At 39.4% G+C, this 22629-nt stretch carries 24 protein-coding genes and 1 tRNA gene; 13 read left to right on the top strand and 12 right to left on the bottom strand.

The genetic code is table 11. From position 1 onward, the window contains the following. Positions 1–116: 116 nt before the first annotated feature. Together C2M30_RS00530 and cutA are read right to left on the bottom strand one after the other, a co-directional pair. A complete protein-coding gene (locus tag C2M30_RS00530) occupies positions 117–1922 on the bottom strand; it encodes a protein-disulfide reductase DsbD (RefSeq protein WP_105170295.1) in 1806 nt (601 codons plus the stop codon). Then, positions 1922–2239: a divalent-cation tolerance protein CutA gene (gene cutA / locus C2M30_RS00525; protein WP_105170294.1), complete on the bottom strand. Its 318-nt coding sequence runs from the start codon at positions 2237–2239 to the stop codon at positions 1922–1924. The genes C2M30_RS00530 and cutA overlap by 1 nt, the downstream gene beginning before the upstream one ends. Positions 2240–2419: 180 nt before the next feature. Between cutA and C2M30_RS00520 the strand changes: the two genes are divergently transcribed. The 4 genes from C2M30_RS00520 (at position 2420) to C2M30_RS00505 (ending at position 7548) form a co-directional block, all read left to right on the top strand. Continuing rightward, positions 2420–2923, top strand: coding sequence for an FxsA family protein (locus C2M30_RS00520; RefSeq protein WP_105170293.1), 504 nt, complete (start codon positions 2420–2422; stop codon positions 2921–2923). A gap of 121 nt (positions 2924–3044) precedes the next feature. Further along, on the top strand, positions 3045–3332 hold the full coding sequence (locus C2M30_RS00515) for a co-chaperone GroES (protein WP_010562115.1): 288 nt from the start codon (positions 3045–3047) through the stop codon (positions 3330–3332). A 50-nt stretch (positions 3333–3382) separates the two neighbouring features. After that, entirely contained in the window at positions 3383–5029 is a 1647-nt protein-coding gene (gene groL / locus C2M30_RS00510; protein WP_105170292.1) for a chaperonin GroEL, read from the top strand. Between the two features lie 143 nt (positions 5030–5172). After that, entirely contained in the window at positions 5173–7548 is a 2376-nt protein-coding gene (locus C2M30_RS00505) for a PAS domain-containing sensor histidine kinase (RefSeq protein WP_105170291.1), read from the top strand. Positions 7549–7557: 9 nt separating this feature from the next. Here the strand turns inward: C2M30_RS00505 and C2M30_RS00500 are convergent, their stop codons facing one another. Continuing rightward, positions 7558–9972: an EAL domain-containing protein gene (locus C2M30_RS00500; RefSeq protein ID WP_105170290.1), complete on the bottom strand. Its 2415-nt coding sequence runs from the start codon at positions 9970–9972 to the stop codon at positions 7558–7560. Positions 9973–10268: 296 nt separating this feature from the next. Here C2M30_RS00500 and C2M30_RS00495 point away from each other — a divergent pair, with 296 nt between their 5' ends. After that, on the top strand, positions 10269–10763 hold the full coding sequence (locus tag C2M30_RS00495) for a DUF3016 domain-containing protein (protein ID WP_105170289.1): 495 nt from the start codon (positions 10269–10271) through the stop codon (positions 10761–10763). A gap of 30 nt (positions 10764–10793) precedes the next feature. Here C2M30_RS00495 and C2M30_RS00490 read toward each other — a convergent pair whose 3' ends face one another. Next, the gene (locus tag C2M30_RS00490) at positions 10794–11102 is read right to left on the bottom strand and encodes a hypothetical protein (protein WP_100914182.1); all 309 of its coding nucleotides are present in this window, start codon (positions 11100–11102) and stop codon (positions 10794–10796) included. Positions 11103–11144: 42 nt separating this feature from the next. Beyond that, complete coding sequence (locus C2M30_RS00485) at positions 11145–11438, bottom strand: prephenate dehydrogenase (RefSeq protein WP_100914181.1); 294 nt, start codon at positions 11436–11438, stop codon at positions 11145–11147. A gap of 73 nt (positions 11439–11511) precedes the next feature. On the opposite strand from C2M30_RS00485, the gene C2M30_RS00480 reads away from it, so the two are divergent. Then, positions 11512–11718, top strand: a complete 207-nt coding sequence (locus C2M30_RS00480; protein WP_038642861.1) for a hypothetical protein — start codon at positions 11512–11514, stop codon at positions 11716–11718. 117 nt (positions 11719–11835) lie between these two features. On the opposite strand, the gene epmB is transcribed toward C2M30_RS00480, so the two are convergent. Then, a complete protein-coding gene (gene epmB / locus C2M30_RS00475) occupies positions 11836–12855 on the bottom strand; it encodes an EF-P beta-lysylation protein EpmB (RefSeq protein WP_100914179.1) in 1020 nt (339 codons plus the stop codon). 42 nt (positions 12856–12897) lie between these two features. Here epmB and efp point away from each other — a divergent pair, with 42 nt between their 5' ends. Continuing rightward, positions 12898–13467 carry an elongation factor P gene (gene efp / locus C2M30_RS00470; RefSeq protein ID WP_010562106.1) on the top strand — a complete coding sequence of 190 codons (570 nt, stop codon included), beginning with the start codon at positions 12898–12900 and terminating at the stop codon, positions 13465–13467. 75 nt (positions 13468–13542) lie between these two features. Further along, a complete protein-coding gene (epmA, locus tag C2M30_RS00465) occupies positions 13543–14514 on the top strand; it encodes an elongation factor P--(R)-beta-lysine ligase (RefSeq protein ID WP_105170288.1) in 972 nt (323 codons plus the stop codon). A gap of 68 nt (positions 14515–14582) precedes the next feature. Here epmA and C2M30_RS00460 read toward each other — a convergent pair whose 3' ends face one another. The 5 genes from C2M30_RS00460 to C2M30_RS00440 all read right to left on the bottom strand — a co-directional run bounded on the left by C2M30_RS00460 (position 14583) and on the right by C2M30_RS00440 (position 18406). Continuing rightward, entirely contained in the window at positions 14583–15803 is a 1221-nt protein-coding gene (locus tag C2M30_RS00460) for a methyl-accepting chemotaxis protein (protein ID WP_105170287.1), read from the bottom strand. Between the two features lie 28 nt (positions 15804–15831). Continuing rightward, positions 15832–16341, bottom strand: coding sequence for a hypothetical protein (locus C2M30_RS00455; RefSeq protein ID WP_105170286.1), 510 nt, complete (start codon positions 16339–16341; stop codon positions 15832–15834). A 42-nt stretch (positions 16342–16383) separates the two neighbouring features. After that, positions 16384–17079 carry a glycerophosphodiester phosphodiesterase gene (locus C2M30_RS00450; RefSeq protein ID WP_105170285.1) on the bottom strand — a complete coding sequence of 232 codons (696 nt, stop codon included), beginning with the start codon at positions 17077–17079 and terminating at the stop codon, positions 16384–16386. A gap of 269 nt (positions 17080–17348) precedes the next feature. Then, a complete protein-coding gene (locus tag C2M30_RS00445) occupies positions 17349–18221 on the bottom strand; it encodes a DMT family transporter (protein ID WP_105170284.1) in 873 nt (290 codons plus the stop codon). A gap of 109 nt (positions 18222–18330) precedes the next feature. Beyond that, positions 18331–18406: transfer RNA gene (locus C2M30_RS00440), tRNA-Ala, on the bottom strand. A gap of 141 nt (positions 18407–18547) precedes the next feature. Between C2M30_RS00440 and C2M30_RS00435 the strand changes: the two genes are divergently transcribed. Genes C2M30_RS00435 through C2M30_RS00425 form a run of 3 tightly spaced genes read left to right on the top strand, consistent with a single transcriptional unit; the run spans position 18548 to position 20215 of the window. Then, on the top strand, positions 18548–19336 hold the full coding sequence (locus tag C2M30_RS00435; RefSeq protein WP_105170283.1) for a class I SAM-dependent methyltransferase: 789 nt from the start codon (positions 18548–18550) through the stop codon (positions 19334–19336). Next, a complete protein-coding gene (locus tag C2M30_RS00430) occupies positions 19336–19734 on the top strand; it encodes a hypothetical protein (RefSeq protein WP_105170282.1) in 399 nt (132 codons plus the stop codon). The genes C2M30_RS00435 and C2M30_RS00430 overlap by 1 nt, the downstream gene beginning before the upstream one ends. Next, on the top strand, positions 19727–20215 hold the full coding sequence (locus tag C2M30_RS00425) for a prolyl-tRNA synthetase associated domain-containing protein (RefSeq protein WP_105170281.1): 489 nt from the start codon (positions 19727–19729) through the stop codon (positions 20213–20215). The genes C2M30_RS00430 and C2M30_RS00425 overlap by 8 nt, the downstream gene beginning before the upstream one ends. Here the strand turns inward: C2M30_RS00425 and C2M30_RS00420 are convergent. Continuing rightward, positions 20201–21343 carry an MFS transporter gene (locus C2M30_RS00420; protein ID WP_105170280.1) on the bottom strand — a complete coding sequence of 381 codons (1143 nt, stop codon included), beginning with the start codon at positions 21341–21343 and terminating at the stop codon, positions 20201–20203. The two genes, C2M30_RS00425 and C2M30_RS00420, sit on opposite strands and share 15 nt — an antisense overlap. Positions 21344–21501: 158 nt before the next feature. On the opposite strand from C2M30_RS00420, the gene C2M30_RS00415 reads away from it, so the two are divergent. Then, positions 21502–22044, top strand: coding sequence for a DUF2058 domain-containing protein (locus C2M30_RS00415; protein ID WP_010562096.1), 543 nt, complete (start codon positions 21502–21504; stop codon positions 22042–22044). A gap of 297 nt (positions 22045–22341) precedes the next feature. Next, positions 22342–22614, top strand: a complete 273-nt coding sequence (locus C2M30_RS00410) for a c-type cytochrome (protein WP_394228488.1) — start codon at positions 22342–22344, stop codon at positions 22612–22614. Positions 22615–22629: the final 15 nt, after the last annotated feature.

Raw genomic sequence — 22629 nt, 5'->3', positions numbered from 1 at the left:
GTAAATAGCAAGTTTTTCTCACGATGGCGTATTATTATAGAGAGTTCGCAGAATATAGCAGCAAAATACTGGTCTAATCAGCAGGGGAGGATGGTTTGCTGATTAGACCGAGGTAGTTAGAATTTATTAGAAAGGGCGCTTAAGTGGGCTGAAAATTCATCAGCATTTTGAAAACCAGTAACGCGATGGTCAGGTAACTCTTTGCCTTGACGGTCAAAGAATAAAATTGTTGGCAAGCCGAATACATCAAAGCGTTCCATAAAGGCGATAGTGGTATCATTAGATTCCGTTAAATCAGCTTGAATTAACACATAGTCTTTAAACGCTGCTTGCACATTAGCATCTGGGAAAGTGTACTTTTCGAACTCTTTACAAGCAACACACCAGTCTGCGTATAAATCAAACATCACAAGCTTTCCTTGTGCTGCTGCTTTACTCACTTCTGCATCTAGCTCTTCTAAATTAGTAACGTGAATAAACTGGCCATGTACATCAGCAGATGTATTTGCTGTTACTTTCGCAGAGTCTGATGGCCAAATTTGTTGGCTAATTGACGTAAGTGCATTAAATACCATGACAAACGATACTAACCAGAGTGCTGTTTTGCCTTTATTGTTAGTCGTAAGAGTATGCCAGTAATAAAGGTAAACACCGGTTACTAATAATAAGCCTGAACCAATCATTACAATAATATGCCAAGGTACGATGCGCTCTAATAAAATCAGCGGTACCATTAGCATAATAAAGCCGAATAAGGTTTTTACTTGCTCCATCCAAGCGCCTGCTTTTGGTAATAACTTACCGCCAGAGGTACCTAATAATAGAAGTGGAATACCCATACCAAGGCTTAGCACATACAGCGTAATGCCACCGACAAAGTAGTCGCCACTTTGTGCAACATATAATAATGCAGCAGATAATGGCGCTGTAGTGCATGGCGAGGCGATTAAACCAGACAATACACCCATCATAAATACGCCTAGGTAGTTGCCCGATTTTTGGTTATTCGATAATTGCGTTAAGCGCGTCATCCAACTTTCTGGCAATTTGAATTCATATAAGCCAAACATCGAAAGTGCTAATAACACAAATAAAATACTAAAGCTAATCAGTACTGCAGGGTGCTGAATATATCCTTGTACTTGACCGCCAAGTGATGCTACCACTAAACCAAGCAGCGCATAGGTAATCGCCATACCTTGCACATAGACAAATGATAAGGTGAACGCGCGTTTAGTTGATAACCCTTGTTGGCCTGCAATTAAGCTTGAAAGAATAGGGAACATTGGGAATACGCACGGTGTAAAGGCCAGTGTTAAACCCAATGCAAAAAAGATGGCTAAATTAGTTAGTAAGCTTTGCTGGTTTAACTTGTCTGTAAGTGATAACTCACTGTTAGATTCATTTGAAGGCGTTACAGGTGCTTCTGAAATACTATCGTTTGTAGTTTTGTCAGCTGATGAGCTTTGGAAAGCCGTTAGTGGAATTTCCACAATGACAGGTTGATAACACAGCCCCGCTTTTGCACAGCCTTGGTAGCGCACTTTTACGTAAGCACCCTCTACTACATTATCGAGTTTAGAGACTGTAGTGAGCTCATTAAAATACACTTGCGTTTTACCAAAGTACTCATCTTCGTGGTCAGTACCTTTAGGTAATTTTGGCAGTGTTAACTCAGCACCTTTGGCAACAAATTCTAGCTTTTCTTTATAAAGGTAATAACCATCAGCAATATCCCAGCCTATAAATAAGGTTGAGCCTTGCTGATCAAAATCGATTTTAAATGCTTCATCGACCTTTAAAAACTGAGGTTGACTGGTTTTTATAAGATCATTAAAGGTGGTATTGGCGTTTGCCGGTTGACCTAAAAAGGCAAAAAGCGTGTTTAGTAACAACACACAGCCAAAAGTTATAAAGCGCATTACGCGAGTACCTCATCTATCCAACTAAAATATTCGTCATTGCCATCAGTGATATTAATCACTTGAATTTCAGGCACATCATACGGGTGGATCTGTTTTAATGTGTCGATTAATACGTGAGTTTTGGCTGCTTGGGTTTTTATAAACAGCTTAATTTCCATATCGTGTGCCATTTTACCTTGCCACATGTAAAAAGACTCAACTTGTGGTAAGACATTTACACAGGCAGCAAGTTTCTTTGTGAGCAGTGTTTTTGCAATGGCATGTGCGTCATCTTTTGTTGCACACGTTGTTAGTACTAATTGATAATTAGCCATACTGAACCTTCAGAAAATGTGTAAGTCTCACATTTTATACATTAAATATCATGAATGATCATTAAAACAGGGTGATTAGATAACAGCGAAAAGGTTGATTCTTTAAGCTGTATTTTTCCTAAGCTTGAATTAAGACCTGAAAACCCCAATATTCATTTCATCTATTTTTAAGGAAGCGCTATGTTTAAAGCCTTATTTTTTCTTTTTATTGTTGTCCCGATTGTTGAAATAGCTCTGCTTATTCAGGTAAGCGAAGTGATTGGTGGTTGGAGTACCATTGCGCTTGTTATTGTAACGGCTTTTGTCGGTGCTAAATTAGTAAAGCAACAGGGAACAGATGCGCTGAAAAACGTGCAAGGTCAAATGGCGCAAGGGCAAATGCCGGCAGAAGAGTTGTTTGCGGGCTTATGCGTGATTATTGCCGGTGTGTTGCTATTAACCCCAGGTATTATGACCGACGTCATTGGCTTTTTGTTACTAACCCCAGTTGTGCGTAAGCGTCTTGCCGCTAATTTAATGTCGCAAGCTAAGGTGAAAATGACCAATCCGCAGCAAGGAGGTGGCTTTTATTATTCATCTTTCACACACACTCAGTCACCTGAGCGTGAGCAATTTACTGAAACACATATTCAATCAAATAAACCGTCTAATACATTAGAGGGTGAGTTTGAGCGAAAAGACTAAAAAATTTGCAATAAACCCCTTGGGATCTATTTTTTAATCCCCATAAATTGCATAACTAACTTTTTTGGGCCTTTAGGCCTTATTTCTGAGATAGAAAATTAAATCAGGAGAAAAACCAATAATGAACATTCGTCCATTACATGATCGCGTTATCGTAAAGCGTCTTGAAGAAGAAACTAAATCAGCAGGCGGTATCGTACTTACAGGTTCGGCTGCCGAAAAATCTTCACGTGGTGAAGTTGTTGCAGCGGGCAATGGCCGCGTGTTAGAGAACGGCGAAGTGCGTGCACTAGAAGTTAAGGCTGGTGACACAGTGCTTTTCGGCTCTTACGTAGAAAAAACTGAAAAAATCGACGGTCAAGAGTACTTGATCATGCGTGAAGACAATATCTTAGGTATTGTTGGTTAATTTTTCGTTTTTAAATTATCGGTTTTAACAGAATTTTAAGGAATTAAATCATGGCAGCAAAAGACGTACGTTTTGCAGGTGATGCTCGCGCTAAAATGCTTGCGGGTGTAAATGTATTAGCAGATGCAGTTAAAGTTACTCTTGGTCCTAAAGGCCGCAACGTTGTTTTAGACAAGTCATTCGGCTCTCCTGTAATCACTAAAGATGGTGTATCAGTTGCAAAAGAAATCGAACTTGAAGACAAGTTCGAAAACATGGGTGCACAAATGGTTAAAGAAGTTGCATCTAAAGCAAACGATGCAGCGGGTGACGGTACAACGACAGCAACTGTACTTGCACAATCAATCGTAAACGAAGGTCTTAAATCAGTAGCTGCGGGTATGAACCCAATGGATCTTAAGCGCGGTATTGATAAAGCAGTTGCAGCAGCGGTAGAAGAGCTTAAAGCACTATCTGTTCCATGCGCAGACACAAAAGCAATTGCACAAGTTGGTACTATTTCAGCTAACTCAGACACTGAAATCGGCGACATCATTGCTAATGCAATGGAGCGCGTTGGTCGTGAGTCAGGTGTTATCACTGTTGAAGACGGTCAAGCACTTGAAAACGAACTAGACGTTGTTGAAGGTATGCAGTTTGATCGCGGTTACTTATCGCCTTACTTCATCAACAATGCTGAGAAAGGTGTAGTTGAACTAGATAGCCCATTTATTCTACTTGTAGACAAAAAAGTATCTAATATTCGTGAGCTTCTACCAACACTTGAAGCTGTTGCAAAAGCAAGCAAGCCGCTACTTATTATTGCTGAAGACCTTGAAGGCGAAGCACTAGCAACATTAGTTGTTAACAACATGCGCGGTATCGTGAAAGTTGCAGCGGTTAAAGCACCTGGTTTTGGCGACCGTCGTAAAGCAATGTTACAAGACATCGCAATTCTAACTGGCGGTACAGTAATCTCTGAAGAAGTGGGTCTTGACCTAGAAAAAGCTCAGCTTGAAGATTTAGGTTCAGCGAAGCGTGTAGTTATCACTAAAGATGATACAACAATTATTGATGGTGTTGGTGAGCAAGGCGCAATTGACGCACGTGTTAACCAAATCAAAGCACAAATCGAAGAAGCAACGTCAGATTACGACAAAGAAAAGCTACAAGAGCGCCAAGCTAAACTAGCTGGTGGTGTTGCAGTAATCAAAGTAGGTGCTGCTACTGAAGTTGAAATGAAAGAGAAGAAAGACCGCGTTGAAGATGCATTACATGCAACTCGCGCAGCGGTTGAAGAAGGTGTTGTACCAGGTGGTGGTGTTGCTCTAGTACGTGTTGCTAGCAAAATCGAAAGCCTAACAGGTGACAACGAAGACCAAAACCACGGTATTAAAGTTGCACTTCGTGCAATGGAAGCACCACTTCGTCAAATCGTTTCTAATGCAGGTGATGAAGCATCTGTAGTTGTTAACGCAGTAAAAGCAGGTGAAGGTAACTACGGTTATAACGCTGCAACTGGTGAATACAACGATATGATTGAAATGGGTATTCTTGACCCAACAAAAGTAACGCGTTCAGCACTACAATTTGCTGCATCAATTGCTGGTCTTATGATCACAACTGAAGCTATGGTTGCTGAAGTACCACAAGATGCGCCAGCTGCACCAGATATGGGTGGCATGGGCGGTATGGGTGGCATGGGTGGAATGATGTAGTCGTCCCTCAAGTTACCTACTTGTCAAAAAAGCCAGCGCAATGCGCTGGCTTTTTTATTGCGTTAAAAAATTGATTTAATTTATAAAGTTACCAATACTTATTAGTCGAACTTCCTAGTAAACGGAACTTTAGGATAAGCGCAATGACCAAGTCTGCTAAAATTAATCTCATTCTGCTGTTTTCAATACTTTGTAATATTCTTGTATTTAGCACCACTTTTTACGACGCTCATAAATTAAAGCAAGAGCAGGCAACCTTATCGCAAATAATTACAGACAACACTGAGTTGCTAATTAAGTTGCATGAACTAGAGCGCACAGTTGGTTACTCAGGCTATATCCATCATTTCAAAAACTATGTTATTCGCAGAGATCATCAATACTTTCATGATGCAAAGGAAAGCTATGCAAAAGCACAACGACTAATGCGTGAAATTCGTGAAATGTCCAACGAATCCGATGTTGTACAAAATTTAGCGTTGCTAGAAGCCACATTAAATGAATATAACTTTAACTTAGAAACACATTTTTCATTACCTGGGCAGCTAACCGTTGACGAATTAGATCGACTAGTGAAAGTGGATGACACACTAGCTGCGAATGCAGTTAATAATATTGTTGAAAAAGTCTTACCAAAAATACGTCAGTCAAATAGCACTTTTTTAAATCGAATTGAAACTCAGCTTTTTTATAGCTATTTAACCTCCGCAATGATTTGTTTGGTGATTATTATATTTACCGGATTAGTTATTTGGCATATCAACAAATTAAATCAATCGGTTGGAAAATTTGGAAAACTGTTTGATGCATCACCAGATGGCATTATTCATGCTGATAATAGTGGCAAGGTGCTTGCCGCTAATCATGCAGCGCAGACGCTATTTGGTTATTCATCAAGTGAGTTTTCAAATAAATTTATTGAAGACTTAATGGCCCGAGAGTTAAAAGAAACGCATCAGGGGTATCGCCAAGAGTTTACAAAAAAAACGCAGTCTAAAAATATGCTGGATAGACGCAATGTTTACGGAATTGATAAGCAGAAGCAACGGATCCCACTGCAAATAGCCATTGGCAGCTTCTTAGAAAACGATGAGTACCAAAGTGTCAGTATCCTAAGAGATATGCGAGAGATTGCGGGGTTAAATCAAGAGCTAAAATTCCTGAGCTCCATCATCAATGGCTTGTCATCATATGTTGTGATTATTAATGAGCAAGGCGAGGTGATTACCGCCAATTATGATTTGCAAAATGATATGAATGAGCAGAGTGTTGAGCTTGCCAATACCCAAGCCTGGCAACGTGATCCAACTACCAAAAAACAATTGCAAAGCGCCATAGAAAAAGTGAAAAGTACAGGCATAGAACAGCGTTTTGATAGCCAAATTTGGGTTGATGAACAGTTTTTTAAAGTTGATGTTGTGGTTGCTAATCTTGATACTCAGTCAGAAACGGCTTCCAATATTATTTGCTCTGCACATGATATTAGCGAGCGTAAGTATTTTGAGCAGCAGTTGCTTGAGAATGAAGAGCGCTTCAAACTGGTTGTAAACCATGTATCTGAGGGGATTATTTTACTCAATAAGCAAGGGCGAATTGAATGGTTGAATGCCAAAGCCATTGCGATGTTGTCGCCGTTTACACAGGGATTAAGCCCCTGTAATTTTATTGATGTATTTACCGAGAAAGATCAGCGAGAAATTACCACTATAATAAATGATCTAACCACTCAAAACCCAACAAGCGAACCGTTTCAGGCGCTACTTGCATTAGATAATGAATCGTTACCCGTTGAGGTATGTATTACGCGTTATGCAGATAATATGGAAATCAACTATTTGGCAACCGTGTCGGATGTTTCTGAGTTATTGGCTGCGAATGACAGGCTAAGCAAAATGCTTGAAGAGAAAAGTATTCTGCTCAATGAAATTCATCACCGCGTAAAAAATAACTTACAAGTAATAACCAGTTTATTGAAGCTGCAACAGCAGCATGTGCCAGAAAGTGCAGCAAACGAGTTACTAGCCTGTCAGCAACGAATACGTTCAGTTGCGTTGGTACATCAATTACTTTACGAGCAAGAGAATAGCTCTAAAATTAACTTTGTAGAGTACACTGCTAAGTTGGCACAATTAATCTTATTAGATGGTATAAACCATGCCCCTTACAAGGTAGAACTTAAGCTACCGAGCCAAGCGATTTATTTGCCAATTAGCATTATGGTGCCGATTGGCTTTGTTATAAATGAAGTACTAACGAATATTCAAAAGCATGCTTTTCCTGAAGGTGCAGAAAAAGGCTTGATCACTATTTTTGCTGAAGAAGTGGAAGAAGGACTGGATTTATCAATCAAAGATAACGGAACCGGCTTTGATATCGAGCAGTTCAATCGCGCCAGTTCGCTTGGTCATACGCTTATAGGGTTATTTACCAAACAGGCAAACGGCACAATTAAGGTTGAAAGTGAACTTGGAAAATACTCTCACTTTCAGTTCCATTTTGATCTATCGTATGCGAAGTAAATTACTGGATTACTGTTCATCTACTGCAAAGTGTTGTTCAGGTGCGCTATGCGATTGACCACCTAGCAGTGACAAAAACAGTGATACTGGCATTGGCTTAGAATGATAAAACCCTTGCTGATGAATCGCTGGGTCTTGTGCGAAGTACTCGCTTTGTTTTGCCGATTCAATGCCTTCTACGACAACTTTATAGCCTAACGACTTACTCAAGTTCACCATGTGTTCGCATACTTTTCGTGCTTTACTATCATCAGGGATCCCTTCAATAAACACTCTATCAATTTTTAATATATCAAGATCAAATTGTTGCAGTAGTTCTAATGATGAGTAGCCGCGGCCAAAGTCATCTAGTGCGATGGAAAATCCAATCTCTCGTAACCGTTCAATATTTTTAATTGCAGGTGTATCAGTTAATGCCGTTTCGGTGATTTCTAATGTTATGTTGTTAGGTGAAACTTGCTTACTGCTAATAATCTCTTCGAATTTTGCCGGCAGAGACGGATGTGAAAGCTGTTTAGCAGATAGATTTAAGCCTAGCTTTATATCAGTAAAGCCGGCGTTACTTAAATGCTCAATCGCATCGCATACTTTTTTCAGCATCAGCTCACCAAGTGGAAAAATAAGCCAGCTTGATTCTGCGATTGGAATAAAGTCATTGGGTGAAATAAACCCCGTTGCTTTATCACGCCAGCGGCAAAGCCCTTCAGCACTTGATATTTCGCCTTTATTATCAAAAATGGGCTGTAACCAAAGTTCTAGCAGTTCATTTTCAATGGCAAGCTTTAAACCTTGCTCTAAAAACAATTGGTACTGAGCTGAGCTTCCCATATCTTCTTGGTAAAAACGAAAATCATTTTTACCGCCATTTTTCGCCGCGTACATGGCGATGTCAGCTCGTTTCATCAGATCAGATGTATCGCTAATAGTATCGTCCCACTGCGCAATACCAATTGAGCATGTGAGAGAAATCGAGACATCTTTGCATTTGAAGGGTTCTGAAATTGCTTTGTTTATTGAGTTAGCAATTTTACTAATATCGTTGGCTGTGAGCTGACCATCTAACATCAATACAAACTCATCACCACCATGACGTATCATAATGTCAGAGGAGCGGAAGATATGTTTAAGTCGCCATGCAAATTCGGCCAAAATTACATCACCGTATGAATGTCCGTAGGTGTCGTTGATCAGTTTAAAAGAATCAAGGTCAATAAACATAAGTGTAAATTTACCTGAATCAAAGAACTCTTGAGGGTTAGCGAATGCACGGTTCATGTAAGTGCGATTATACATACCTGTTAGTTCATCGCGGTAGGCTTGGTATTGTAGCTTACGCTCAGCCATTTTTAATTCAGATATATCGGTAACTATCATTACCAACTCATCACTTTGGTCTTGATGTGATATTAATTTGCCATTAACCAGTGCGTAAAATAATTCGCCAGATTCAGTTTTAAAAGTTTCTTCTCGCCGTGAACAAAGGTCCTCCCACGGCTGTTGGTTAATATCTTCAGCGCGCTCTCGTTTTACAATGGCGTGGTAGTTTTTATTAATCAATTGAGATAGCGGGTACCCAATTAATTTGCAAAAAGCAGGGTTTGCTTTGGTAATTTCACAGTCTTTATTGAGTACTAAAATGCCATCTGCAATATGGCTGAATACAGATTTGGATACTTTTAACTCACGAATATAGGTTTCAGTTTCGGTAACGTCTTTCATTGCCCCAATTGGGGTATCGCCACCTTGTAGCTTGATATCGCTGGTATAGACTTCGAACCAATATTGTTCATCGCTAAGTGGCGATTTAATTCGGATTTTTTGATTGGATTTTTGCCCTTCTTTTAACAGCGATTCAACTTTCCATTTGTCTTGCTCATGTACCATGCTCATAAATTCATTAAATGGTAGCGGACTTAAATGACCGAAGTATTTTTGCAGCATTTCAGTACCAGTAAATACTAAATGTTCTGCTTCAGGGTTGTATTCCCATACATTAAGGTTGGCAGCTTCAATTGCGAGTTTAAGGCGCGCTTCCGATGAGGTTATTTCATCTTCATAACGAAAGCGATTAAGTGCTGTTTCAATAACGGCTCTTACTTCTCTAAGGTTGTAGGGTTTTACTATATAACCAATAGGATTAGCTGAATTTGCAGACTCGATAATGTCATCATTGGCATATGCAGTAACATAAATAATAGGAATATTTTTTATGGCATTGATTTTTTTGGCAGCATTAATACCGCTGCCGCCCGACTCAAGATTGATATCCATTAAAACAAGGTCAGGGTTTTTCTCTGTGAACAGGGCAAGTGCCTCATCTTCACTATTGGCAATACCCACGACCTCATAACCTAGTGACTCAAGCTCGATCTTAAGGCTTAATGCAACAATCTGTTCGTCTTCAACAATTAATAACGAACTCATAACTCTATCCTTTTAATTAACTTACACCTGTCGCTACTATGTCTAATTAAGCGAATTAATTATCGACATCTTTTTAAAGTTTAGTTGGTTTAAATTGATTCTCAAATTTATGCCACTAAAACTGATTTAAAACATACCTTTGTCGATTAAGTCTAGTGCTAATCTAGGGTTAATTTTTTACAATAATTATGAAAATATTATGTGTTAAGCGTATATTAAGTGTCAGGATAGATAATAAATATAAATTGACATAGCGAGTGACCCTTTACACTTGCCAGTTCTCTAGGAGCATACTAATGAAATTAGCGAAGGTACTATTATTAAGTGTTGTAACAATTTCACCGTTCTCAGTATTTGCAGGTGAGGCAAGTGTAACGTATGGGAAATTTAACGATTTCACCGACGTACGTGCAGCAAACGAAACACGTGGTGGCTATCACAAACGAATCGAAAAGCAATTTACCAAGCATTTTCAAGAGTTAGCTGAGAAGTTGCCTGAAGGCTATAAGCTGGGTGTGACAATTAACGATATCGATCTTGCTGGCGATGTACGTTTTGGCGGTGGCAGAGAAATGCGCATTGTTAAACCAATTCATTTTCCAAAGCTTAAATTTAGTTATGCGTTAACTGATGCCAATGGCAAGCTGGTGGATAAAGGTGATGCTGAATTAAAAGACATGAGCTTTATGGACAAAATTCGTCGTGGTCGAGACGAAGAGTTTATGCACGAAAAGCGTCTTATTACAGATTGGTTTGAAGACCAATTAGTGTCAAAAATTGATGCCAACTAATCGTAAACCAATTAAGAAAAAATAGCGGCACTATAATAGTGCCGCTATTTCTTTGTAGAGTTTACTTGCTTGGGTTTCACTTAAGTTGCCAGCCGCTTTCGACTGGCCAATCGAACTGGTTACACGAATAACATCAGTTTGAATTTGTTTTATTTCCTGCTCTGCCGTTAACTGAGATTGCTGTTGCTTTTCTCTCGCGAGCTTTGAAATATTGACAATATCCTGATTGAACTCATTTAAATCAGTACTGATGTTAGTGTTATTACTGTCAGGCGTAACCTTTCTTGTCGTAGAAACGGCAATTTCACTTCCTGCAGTAACGGGAGATACGGCAGACATGACAACCTCTACAAAAACATTACTTATTAAATTATAGGCTACTTACTTAAAGCTTGCTAATAACTGATGCAAGTGTTGCATTTTTATCACTACATTTTTTAGTAATGCTTGATCTACGCTTTCTTGATTTGAAAGTGTTTCAACTTCACTTGCAACCTCAAGCACATATGGTTTAAATCGTTTTGCCTCGATAGCAAAACCACTGTCTTTATTAAATAGCGTAGAAAATTTACCTTTGCCCTGTTGCTGTAAGGAGTCTAATTTGCCATCTGCATCAATAGCTTGGCGATATAATACTTTAAGATTGTTGTTTAGCTCAGAAATAATCGAATTCATGATAAAAAATTACTAAAGTCTCACTATACTTAGCCGATATAGTAACACAGTTTAATTTACAGGTGAGGTCATGATGAATATATCAGGTGCAAGTTTGCCTACGATGAATAGCAGTGAAAGTGCTGAAGTACTTAGCGCGTCACTCGCAAAGCGTCAGCAACAGGCAGATGGTAAAGCAGCTATTGCTTTAATTGAAGCTGCAACGCAAACAATGCAGTCGCTGCCAAGCCCAAGTAAACCAACTGCAAGCTTAGGTAATAATATTGATGTTTACGTTTAGTCCTGGTGCAAACGTAAGAGGTTTATTATTAAACTAAGAGTTATTTTCTAAGCTCCCGAAGTAAAGCCCCAGTATTTTTTGGGGGTTTACTTTTATCCTCTCGCGTTAACATTCTATCTAAAAATCATAAAGTCCTAAATCTAATGGCGTTTTACTTTTTTCTCCGCCAACTTCACGTACTAGTTTAGGTACTAAAAAGCCAGGTAACTCAGTTAATAATTCACGATGTAATGCAATCGCCTGGGCATCGGTAATTGCAAAGTGGTGGGCGCCTTGTACTTTGTCTAACACGTGCAAATAATACGGTAATACATCCGCTTCAAATAAACGTTCAGAAAGCGAAATTTGTGCTGCCACTGTGTCATTAATGCTTTTTAATAATACCGCTTGATTTAATAAGGTATATCCCGCGCGTTTTACAGCGATAAGCTGCTTTTTTAATGCGTCGTCAATTTCATTCGCATGATTAATATGCGTTACTAAAATCAATTTGAGTCGAGTGTGAGTGGGAATTGCTAAGAATGCTTCCGTAATACGTGCAGGGATCACCACCGGCAATCGTGAATGAATGCGCATGCGTGTGACATGGTTAATTGCTTCTAGCTTCTCAATAAACCACATTAGTGCTTCATCATTAGCCATCAGCGGGTCGCCACCACTTAAAATCACTTCGTTTATTTCGGGATGCTTTGCTATGTAATCAAGAGCACTCAGTAAGCTTTGTTTATTTTGGTGATTATCTTGATAGGGGAAGTGTCTGCGAAAGCAATAACGGCAGTTTACAGCGCAACCACCACGAAAAATAAGCAATACTCTCGATTTATATTTGTGCAGCAGGCCCGGAGTTTGGTTATTTTGCTCTTCTAATGGATCGCTTGTGTAACCTGGGTGTGTTTCAAACTCATCCGCAAGTGGTAAAACTTGTTTAAGTAATGGATCGTTTAGATTGCCTTTTTCCATTCGTGATACAAATGGAAGTGGTACTCTCATAGCAAATAGCTTTCTCGCGGCAATGTCGTCTGATAAATTTTTTGAGTCAATTTCCAGTAACTTAAGCAGTATTTTTGGGTCGGAAATGGCATTTGCTAATTCTTTTTGCCAGTTAGTATGCAAATTTGCTTCAATTCTTTGTATCATTAGCCGATCAATTATGTAAAAAATTTTGCGATAGAGGAAACGATGGCGAATTATAGCACCAATGAGTTCAAGGGCGGCCTAAAATTTATGTTAGATGGCGAGCCGTGTTCAATTCTTGAAAACGAAGTTGTAAAACCGGGTAAAGGCCAGGCATTTAACCGTGTAAAGGTACGTAAACTTATCTCTGGTAAAGTGTTAGAAAAAACATTTAAATCAGGTGAAAGTGTAGAAGCTGCAGACGTTATGGATATCGAGCTAGATTATCTATACACAGATGGTGAGTTCTGGCATTTCATGAATAACGAAACGTTTGAACAGGTTGCTGCTGACGAAAAAGCAGTTGGCGATAGCGTTAAATGGTTAGTTGAAAACAACACTTGTACCATTACTCTTTGGAACGGTAACCCAATCTCAATTACGCCACCAAACTTTGTTGAGCTAGAGATCACAGATACAGATCCTGGTCTTAAAGGTGATACTGCTGGTACCGGTGGTAAGCCTGCTACTTTAACAACAGGTGCGGTTGTACGTGTTCCTCTGTTTGTTCAAATTGGTGAAGTAATCAAAGTAGACACGCGCTCTGGCGAATACGTTGGTCGTGCGCAAAAATAAATTTTGATTTTATTTCAAAAAAAATCCCAGCGCTAGCTGGGATTTTTGTTTACGCCATAATTAAGAGTAACCATCATGACAGTCCATTGGCAGCCAAGTGCATCAATCGAAAACTTAAACGCGCGGGCAAAAATCATTAAAGCAATTCGTGAATTTTTCTACCAAAGAAATGTAATGGAGGTAGAAACGCCCAGTTTATCGCAGGCAAGCGTTACCGATATTCACTTAGCAAGTTTTAGTACTCATTTTGTCGGCCCTGGATTTGCTAAAGGCCTACCACTTTATCTGCAAACATCGCCGGAATTTGCTATGAAGCGATTGCTTGCCGCCGGCTCTGGCGCTATTTTTCAGTTGGCAAAAGCGTTTCGTAACGAAGAAGCGGGCCGTCATCATAATCCAGAATTTACAATGCTAGAATGGTATCGACCTCACTTTAATGCAGCGCAATTAATGGATGAAATTAATGACTTAATGATGAGTTTGTTAGGGTGTGGAGCAGCAGAGCGTATCACTTATCAAGACGCTTTTTTAACGCATTTAAGCTGTGATCCACTCTCCGCATCTATCGAAGAGCTTTCTGCGCTTGCCGCAGAGCAAGGGTTTGAGCATATTGCTGCACAAGAAAACGATAAAGATACTTTGTTACAGCTATTATTTTGCATGTGTATTGAACCCAAAATAGGTCAGCAAAAACCTTGTTTTGTTTATCATTTCCCTGCATCACAAGCGGCACTCGCTAAACTAAATGGCGCAGATCCTCGCGTTGCTGAGCGTTTTGAACTGTACTTTAAAGGTATGGAGTTAGCTAATGGCTTCGATGAGCTTACTGAGGGTTCTGAGCAGCGACAGCGCTTTGTTGATGATAATCAAAAGCGAGCATCGCAAGGTTTACCAGAGGTTGCTATTGATGAGCGATTTTTAGCGGCGCTTGATTATGGTTTGCCACAGTGCTCAGGTGTAGCGTTAGGAGTGGATAGGCTAATTATGTTGGCACTTGGCGCCGAGCGTATATCAGAGGTATTAGCTTTTGATGTTGAGAGGGCTTAACCCTCTCTTATCAGTGCTAGTTTTGAAAGTATCAAAAATTTCGCTGGCTTGGTAATCCATCGCTTAGGCTAAATAAACTGTTCGAGATCTTTTTTAGTATCAGATGTTTGACACTGTAGCTCTCTACTATTTTCATTGGCGTTGGTAATATTATCTTTCGCCATATGGCCTAGCTCGACAATTTGTTGTACCGAGGAATGGGTTTGTTGTTGCGTATGTTCCAGCTGATGCACGGCCGCAACAATTTCTTGTAACTGAGATTGGTTACTTTCTAGTTCTTTAGTCATTTGGCTAAACACATCATTAGTATTTGCTATCGAACTTTCAGCACTACTCGATTGCTCAATTAATTGCTCTGTTTCGCGGTTTGTTTCACCAACAAGCGTATTCATTTGATTAATAAAATCATTAATTTGGCGAGTTGCATCGTTAACTTTTACTGACAGTGAACGCACTTCATCTGCTACCACAGCAAAGCCACGACCGGCTTCACCTGCGCGTGCTGCCTCAATTGCGGCATTAAGCGCTAGTAGGTTGGTTTGGTCTGAAAACTCTTCAACCATAGTGAGGATTTTTCGAATGTTGTCTGAGTTTTCTTTTAAGCCACCCACGGTTGTGGCGAAGCTGCCTAGTAATTCGGTCATGCGCTGAATTTTAGTTACTAGATTTCCAATTTCATTGGCAGAGGTATGAACTTTACTCAGGTTTTCAACATTCGCATCAAAGGTCATTTGGGTATTTTGTGAAATTTGATTTAGGCTTTGGCTAACTTCTTCACTGGCGGTAAAAATTGTATTACTAAGTGCTAGCTGCTCTTCACCAATACGATTGGTTTCAGTCATCGACTTAGTCACGTTTTGATTGGTCATTTCAGCAAGTTCAGCTTTTTCATACACCTGTTTTAATAATGCTTCTAAACGCGAAACAAAGGTATTGTATTGTTCGCTGAGTTCACGAAACTCATCAAAGGTAAACTGGGGTAAATGGGTTGCTAAATCAGCGCCTTTCTCATTGATATCTGTCAGTGTTTTCTTTAGTGCATTGATCGGGCGTACAATTAAAAAGTGCATGTAAAAGCAGGTAAAGAAGAAACTGCCAATACTGATTAACGCGATAAACCAATAGCTCATATCAATATGGCCATTATCAGTCAGCTCTTGGTACAGCCAAATTAACGTAATAACTTGAAAGGCAAATAGAAAGCTCAAATTGCCAAAAATTTTGCGTGTTAGTGTAAAGAAAAAGGTTTTTTCAATTTTTTCGTATAATTGCATATATAAAGAACTCATTTTGCATGCCTTAAATGACCTTTACCCTTTAAAAAAGCTCAACATCGTCATCGTCCTGTTGTTGTTCTAATTGACGATGTAATTCAAGCGCTTGCTGTTTGGTTTTACCATCCATAATTGCTTGAAAAATTTGATGTTCAGATTCCATTGAATAACTATTTTTTAATTGGGTGCGCAATCCTTGCCATTTATCTTCATCGGCTAAGTTATCATTATCTTGAATCAAATGGCTCAATTGATCCATCGTTTGCTGAATATGTGACAATTGTTGTGTCAGTCTATCGTAAAACTGAAATGCCATAACCCCATTGTTTACACTGTGCTGTATTTGTTGGTGTAATTCATCTAATTTCGACGAAGTGCTTTTTTCATTTTCAAGTTTGCTGCAAATGTTCGCAAGGTTTTGAAAAACTTGGCTTAACTCTAATATATCTTGATCGCTTTGATTCAGGCTTAGCGTTAATTGCGTATTGCATAAAAGGAGTAGGCGGGATGCTTCACTGCGAAAGCAAAATAAATCTTGCTGTTGTTGGTCCATTAAATGCCCCTAGGTAACTAAGCTATATGCTTATAGTTAGGATTATTTTTGCAACAGAAAGCTTTGTGCTTTAGAGGGGTAATTAGTAAAAATGCCATCTACACCAAGCGCAAGCATATCGTCAATGTCTTCCTGTTTATCTACAGTATAGGCAAAAACCTTTAAGTTTCTTGTTTTTGCATCGGCAACGTACTCGCAGTTGATAAAATTTTTATCCACATGCACGCTGTAGGCATTTAATCGTTCAGCAAATTCACAATACCCCAGCGGAATAGAGCCGGTTAATGCACCTATTTTTACCCAAGGCAATTGTTGTTTAAGCCATTTTAGCTGGTGATGGTCAAAAGAGGAGATTAAAAGGTTTTCACGTGTTAGCAGCCCTGATTGAACTTGTTGTTCGATTAGTTTGACTAGCTTATCGAGTGCGAAGGTATGTTTGAGCTCTAGGTTTAATAACGTTTGATTATTAACCCATTGAAATACTTCTTCAATGCTTGGTACGGTTTGTCCGTTACCGGCATCATATTGTTGCACTTCGGCAAGTGTAAGTTTGTTAACTTTTCCTCGCCCATTGGTTGTTCTGTCAAGCCAGGTATCGTGAATAACGGCAAAACCATCGAGCGTACTTTGTAAGTCAATTTCAATGCCATCAACACCCAATTCTAACGCCGCTAATATCGCTGAGCGTGTGTTTTCAGGATACAAACCACTGGCGCCTCGGTGGGCAAAAACTTTCATGTACTAACCCTTCTTGCTCTTAGTCAAAAGTTTATCTCGCACTCAACTTACCACAGCTTAACGGTTAAATTGCACAATTACTTTGAAATCAATCAAGATTTTCAACATCTGTTCAAAGCTAAATCGTAATTCACCTTATTAGCTAATCATGCTAGATAGATTGCTTGCTAGTAACGTGCCTGTTTACCTGTACTAAGCAATAGCTATAATTCAGCTTTGCAGGGCGCTGATTGATTTTTGCTCACAGGCTTAACAGAACTAGTATTTTATTATTTTGCTGCCTTAGCTTGTTTGTTAACTAGATAAGTTTCAAAAAATGCGCCACTAATCACCAACGAACCACCAATTAATGTCGTCAGTGTTATTTTTTCGTGTAACAGTAAAAAGGCGAAAAAACTAGCATACAAAGGCTGCAAGCATGATATTAAGCCTGCGGTTTTAGCACTTAAATGAGCAAGGCTTGCGGCAAATAAAGCATGTGGGGTTGCGGTAAACACTACACCAACAAGTAAAAGTAAATAGAGGTCGTGTTGCGAAACTAGGTTAAGAGGTACTTCAACAAATGCGCATAACATTATGCTTGCAACAAGGGTTTGATAAAGCATCGTTTGCGGCCCCGAGTAACCCATAAAAAAGCGCTTGTGCAGAATATTGCGCAGAGCAAATAAAAATCCCGAGAACATGCCTGTTACTATGCCAAGGGTAACTTGATTACCAAGGTTTGCTTCCGGTACAAGCAAGTAAACCCCAAGTAACACCATCATGGCAATAAACACATCTTGCATATGAGGTAGGCGCTTTGAAAACAGTGGCTCCATAAAGACGGTCATCACAGGGTAGGTAAAAAATGCGATGATGCCTATGGTGATGCCGGCCATTTGCATACCAGCAAAATAAGTTACCCAATGTAGGCCTACAACCACGCCAAGGATCAAGGCTACACCGTAATCTTTGGTTTGTTTTAATAAAATAGCTTGGCGTGTAAAAAACAAAAAAGCACACAAAGCAATTGCTGCGACGGCAGTACGATAAACGGTTATATCTAGCGCATTAAGACCGATTAGCTTGGCAAACAGTGCAGTGCCACCAAATAATAAAACGGCAGAGTGTAAAAAGGTTAAGCTTTGCTTTTCAGGGGACATAATAAGCAGAAAAAAGAATAATTTGCTGCATTATATCAAGATTAATTTAGCGAGAGATTTTTATTTGAAATACTTGGTATTGAATTTAAAAATAAGAGAGGTTGGAAAGTGGTGGAGCTAAGCAGGATCGAACTGCTGACCTCCTGCGTGCAAGGCAGGCGCTCTCCCAGCTGAGCTATAGCCCCACATTCCAAAAAAGGACATTCAAACCGTGTTGCGTTTGAACGGGCAGAACTTTAATTTTTTTTCTGTCACTGGTCAAGTATTTTTTGTAGCATAAAAGATAATTTTCGCTTGTTTGCACATTAATTGTGCGAGAGAGACCAATGGATATTAAAAACTATAACAATCATGCATGGAATAAACAGGTTGAAGCAAATAATGAGTGGACTCAACCTGTCACGACTGAACAAGTAGACGCGGCACGAAAAGGTGGGTGGTCAATTGTTTTAACACCACATAAAAGTGTGCCTCATAACTGGTTTGGCGATCTTAAAGGCAAAAAAGTGCTTTGTCTTGCTTCTGGTGGTGGTCAGCAAGGACCTATCTTAGCGGCTGCGGGTGCTAATGTAACCGTATTTGACTTATCTGAAAATCAACTTGCGCAAGATGCGCAGGTTGCCAAGCGCGATGGCCTAACGTTAACAACCGTTAAAGGTGATATGACAGACTTGAGCTGTTTTGAAAATGAAAGCTTTGATTTAATTTTCCACCCTTGTTCTAATAATTTTGTGCCTGATATCTCTGGCCTTTGGGCAGAAGCTGCTCGTGTATTAAAAGTAAACGGGCGTTTACTAAGTGGCTTTATCAATCCTGCAGCGTATATATTTGATTGGTTTGAGGCTGAAAAAGGCGTTACTAAAGTAAGGCACAAGTTACCCTTTAGTGACATTAATAACTTAACCCAAGCAGAACTGGCATTGCTAAAAGAGCAAGATGAGCCACTGGTGTTTAGTCATTCATTTGAAGAGCAAATTAAAGGTCAGCTAGATAACGGTTTAGTGTTGGTAGATATGTTTGAAGATGATTGGCAGTCAATGGCGTTTTCTGAATATTTTCCGCCAACCATGGCGTGTTTAACAATTAAGTTGCCACAAGCAGTATGGAATCCTTAATGAAACAAATAATTATAACGGTGCTGGGCGCAACAGTATTAATTGGCTGTGCGAAGTCGGCACCAGAGCCTGAAGATTTTGAGATAGTTAATCAACAGCTAAGAACGATAACAGACAATGACGGCGCTAAGTTATTTTCATATTTAGTTACGGTCAAAGCGGGTTCACAAAAGCTCATAAATAAAAAGCGTCAGCTGACAAAGTCAGAGATTAAAAAATTATTAAAACAAGAGAATTTTGTCGACTCATCATCACTTAAGCTCGATCTTGAAGATAAAGCGGCACTGCAACTTGATGCTGAATTAAAAAAGAAAAACTACTGCCAAGATAGTTATCAAATAGAAGAAGTTAAATGGCGCGATTACAGCGTAAGATTAAGCGGGCGCTGCGATGAGTGATATTGCGTTTCTTGAAAAGGTATTCAGCGAGCTGGCAATTGACTGTGAAAAAATATCACATCCGCCGCTACATACCGCAGTAGAGGCAGATCGTCTGTTGTTGGAACGCCCCGGAACACGCTTAAAAAATTTATTCTTACGCGATAATTACGGCAAGCGACATTTTTTGCTCATTACGTCACCTAATAAGCAGGTCGATTTAAAAGCTTTATCAAAATCACAAGGATTGTCACGTTTGGGCTTTGCCTCAAATGAACGCTTGGCGAAATATTTAGCGGTAAAACCGGGGTGTGTTTCCATGTTAGCGCTTTTAAATGATGCGGAAAATGCGGTGCAACTATGGGTGGACGATGCGATATGGCAATCTGATTTGTTTCACTGCCATCCATTTGATAATACCCAAACTTGGTTAATGCGGAAAAACGACTTACTTAAAGTATTTGAATATTCCAATCACAGTGTTGAGTTAGTGAGTTTGTAAGCGTTTAAATTTAGCCACCAGTAAGCCTGAAGCAACACACATCAGTAGCAAGGTCATTAAAAACGCACTTTTGCCAGCGTGCTGATAAATAAGCCCTGGCAAAAATGACCCCAGCGTACCGCCACAATAATAAAAAGATACATACAGCCCATTAGTCAGCGAGCTGGGCGCATAGCTGATTTGGTTAAGCAATGCAGAGGCGCTGGCATGAATAATAAACATCGCCCCACAAAACACCGTAAAACCAATAAAAAAGAGCGGAAACGTGGTTGAAAATAAGCTTGTAATACTGAGCGCATAAACCACAAAGCTAATCACTAGTAAGTTAACTTTACCTTGTGTGAGGTTTTGCAAACGGGTGCTTAATAATGAGAAACAAGCACCTAATAGATAGCCTGAATACACCAAACCAATATCTTTTGAGCTGGTAAACTGATAATCGTTTTGCAAAATAAAAGGTAAGTAATTTAATAGCGCAGTAAAGCAGAAAAACATGCCAAATACGGCGCAATAAAGGTACAAAGTGCTGCCTTTAGTTACCTTGTGTAGATTCTCTTTGAGTGATGCCGGTACGTTTCTTTGACCGACATAATCACGTACTTTTTTATTGGCAAGACTAAGTGATAACAGTACTAATACAATTGCGAGCAAATAAAAATAAACCTGCCAATGGGTGTATTCGCTTATTGAAGCGCTGACAACGCGTCCTAAAAATCCACCTGCAATTGTGCTTAAAATATAACTTGTGACTGCTTTACTCAAAAAGCTGTAGCGATAATGTTCGCCAATATACGAGGTCATTGCGGTGAGCGCTGCCGGCAGTAGTAAACCTTGAAGAAATCGAATAATAAGTAATTGCTGAAACGTTTGCGATAAAGGTAATAACGCACAGCTAATACCCAATAAAAACAATGCTATTTTTAATAATGAGAGTGAGTTTATACGAAGTAGTAGGTAGCCATAAACTAATGGTGCAACCGCCAATGGCAGCATAGTTACGGTCATTAGCAAGCCCGCCTGCGCAGACGTCAAATGGTATGACTTTGCCAGTAAAGGCAAAATTGGCTGTGGTCCATATAATACAAAAAACGTAAAGACCGAGCACAAAAGTAAATGTATAAACTTCATGGTGAGAGAGGGTTGTTTATAACGGCCAAATTGTACCGTATTTTTAATTGCTTAACCTTAGTTTAAGCTAACTTTTCCTTGATTTAAGTTATGCTGGCTTCACATCTGGTGAATGGCTGTTATAAAATAACGCTAATACTTTTATAAGAGAATTAATCATGGGTTCATTACAAGATCAGTTGCTAAAAGCAGGCCTTACTACTGAGCATAATATGAAGGTTGCTAAATCAGAAAAGCGTAAACAAAACAAAAAGAAGAAGAAAAAAGGCGCAACCAGTAACCCAACCGATTTGCAAAAGCATATTGAGCAAACTAAAGCTGAGCAAGCTAAAAAAGCAGCTGAAGTAAATGCGCAGAAGCAGGCCGAACTAAAAGAAAAAGAGCAGGTAGCTCGCGTTAAACAAATTCTAGAGCATCACAACCAAGACGAAATTAGTGGTGATGTTACCTTTAACTTTACCTTTGAAAGCAAAATCAAAGAACTTGAAGTTAATGAGATTACTCACAAACAACTGGTAAAAGGTTTGTTGGCTATTTGCTATTTAGAGGGCAAGTTCTATGTACTACCTGATGAACCTGCACGCAAAATTGCTGAGGTAGACGAAAAGTATATTGTACTGCATGCCGAGCCGGAAAAAGATCAAAAGGATGAAGATGATCCTTACGCAGACTTTGAAATACCAGATGACATCATGTGGTAATCCACTGTGTAAAAAATGCCTCATTTATTGAGGCATTTTTGTTTGTGGTTAAGTAAATAAATTTGATCAAACGCAAGATAACGTTCGCTTAGCGACTCAATCTTGCATGCTTGTTTGTTTTTTATACGGTTTTATCTTTACAAAACAGTATGAAAGTGGTCTACAATAGGTTAGTGCGAGTTTAACTTGTTGATTCAACAGTATATTGCAATTGAGAATTATTTACCGTCGAGATGGAATTATAATATGAATAAACTTTCAAAAACGCTCAGTGTAGCGGCTTTAACACTTGTGGGCATGGCGTCAGGCAATGCAATCGCAGCGGATGGTGCAGCACTTTATACAGCTAAAATGTGCCAAACGTGTCATGGGGCTGAAGGTAAAGCGCCAATTATGCCACTTTATCCTAAACTTGCAGGTCAAAACAAAGAGTACGCTCTTGCTCAAATGAAAGACATTAAATCAGGCAAGCGCAACAATGGCATGGCTTCTGCGATGAAAGCAATGGTTGCTAATGTGACTGATGAAGAGCTAGAAGCAATTGCTGATTATTTATCTAAAGTAAAATAATCACTTTATTGACTC

The organism is Pseudoalteromonas sp. T1lg24 (assembly GCF_002964745.1).
Lineage (GTDB): Bacteria > Pseudomonadota > Gammaproteobacteria > Enterobacterales > Alteromonadaceae > Pseudoalteromonas > Pseudoalteromonas spongiae.
The sequence above is the reverse complement of the archived record's forward strand: the minus strand, read 5'-3'. Positions and strand labels throughout refer to the sequence as shown.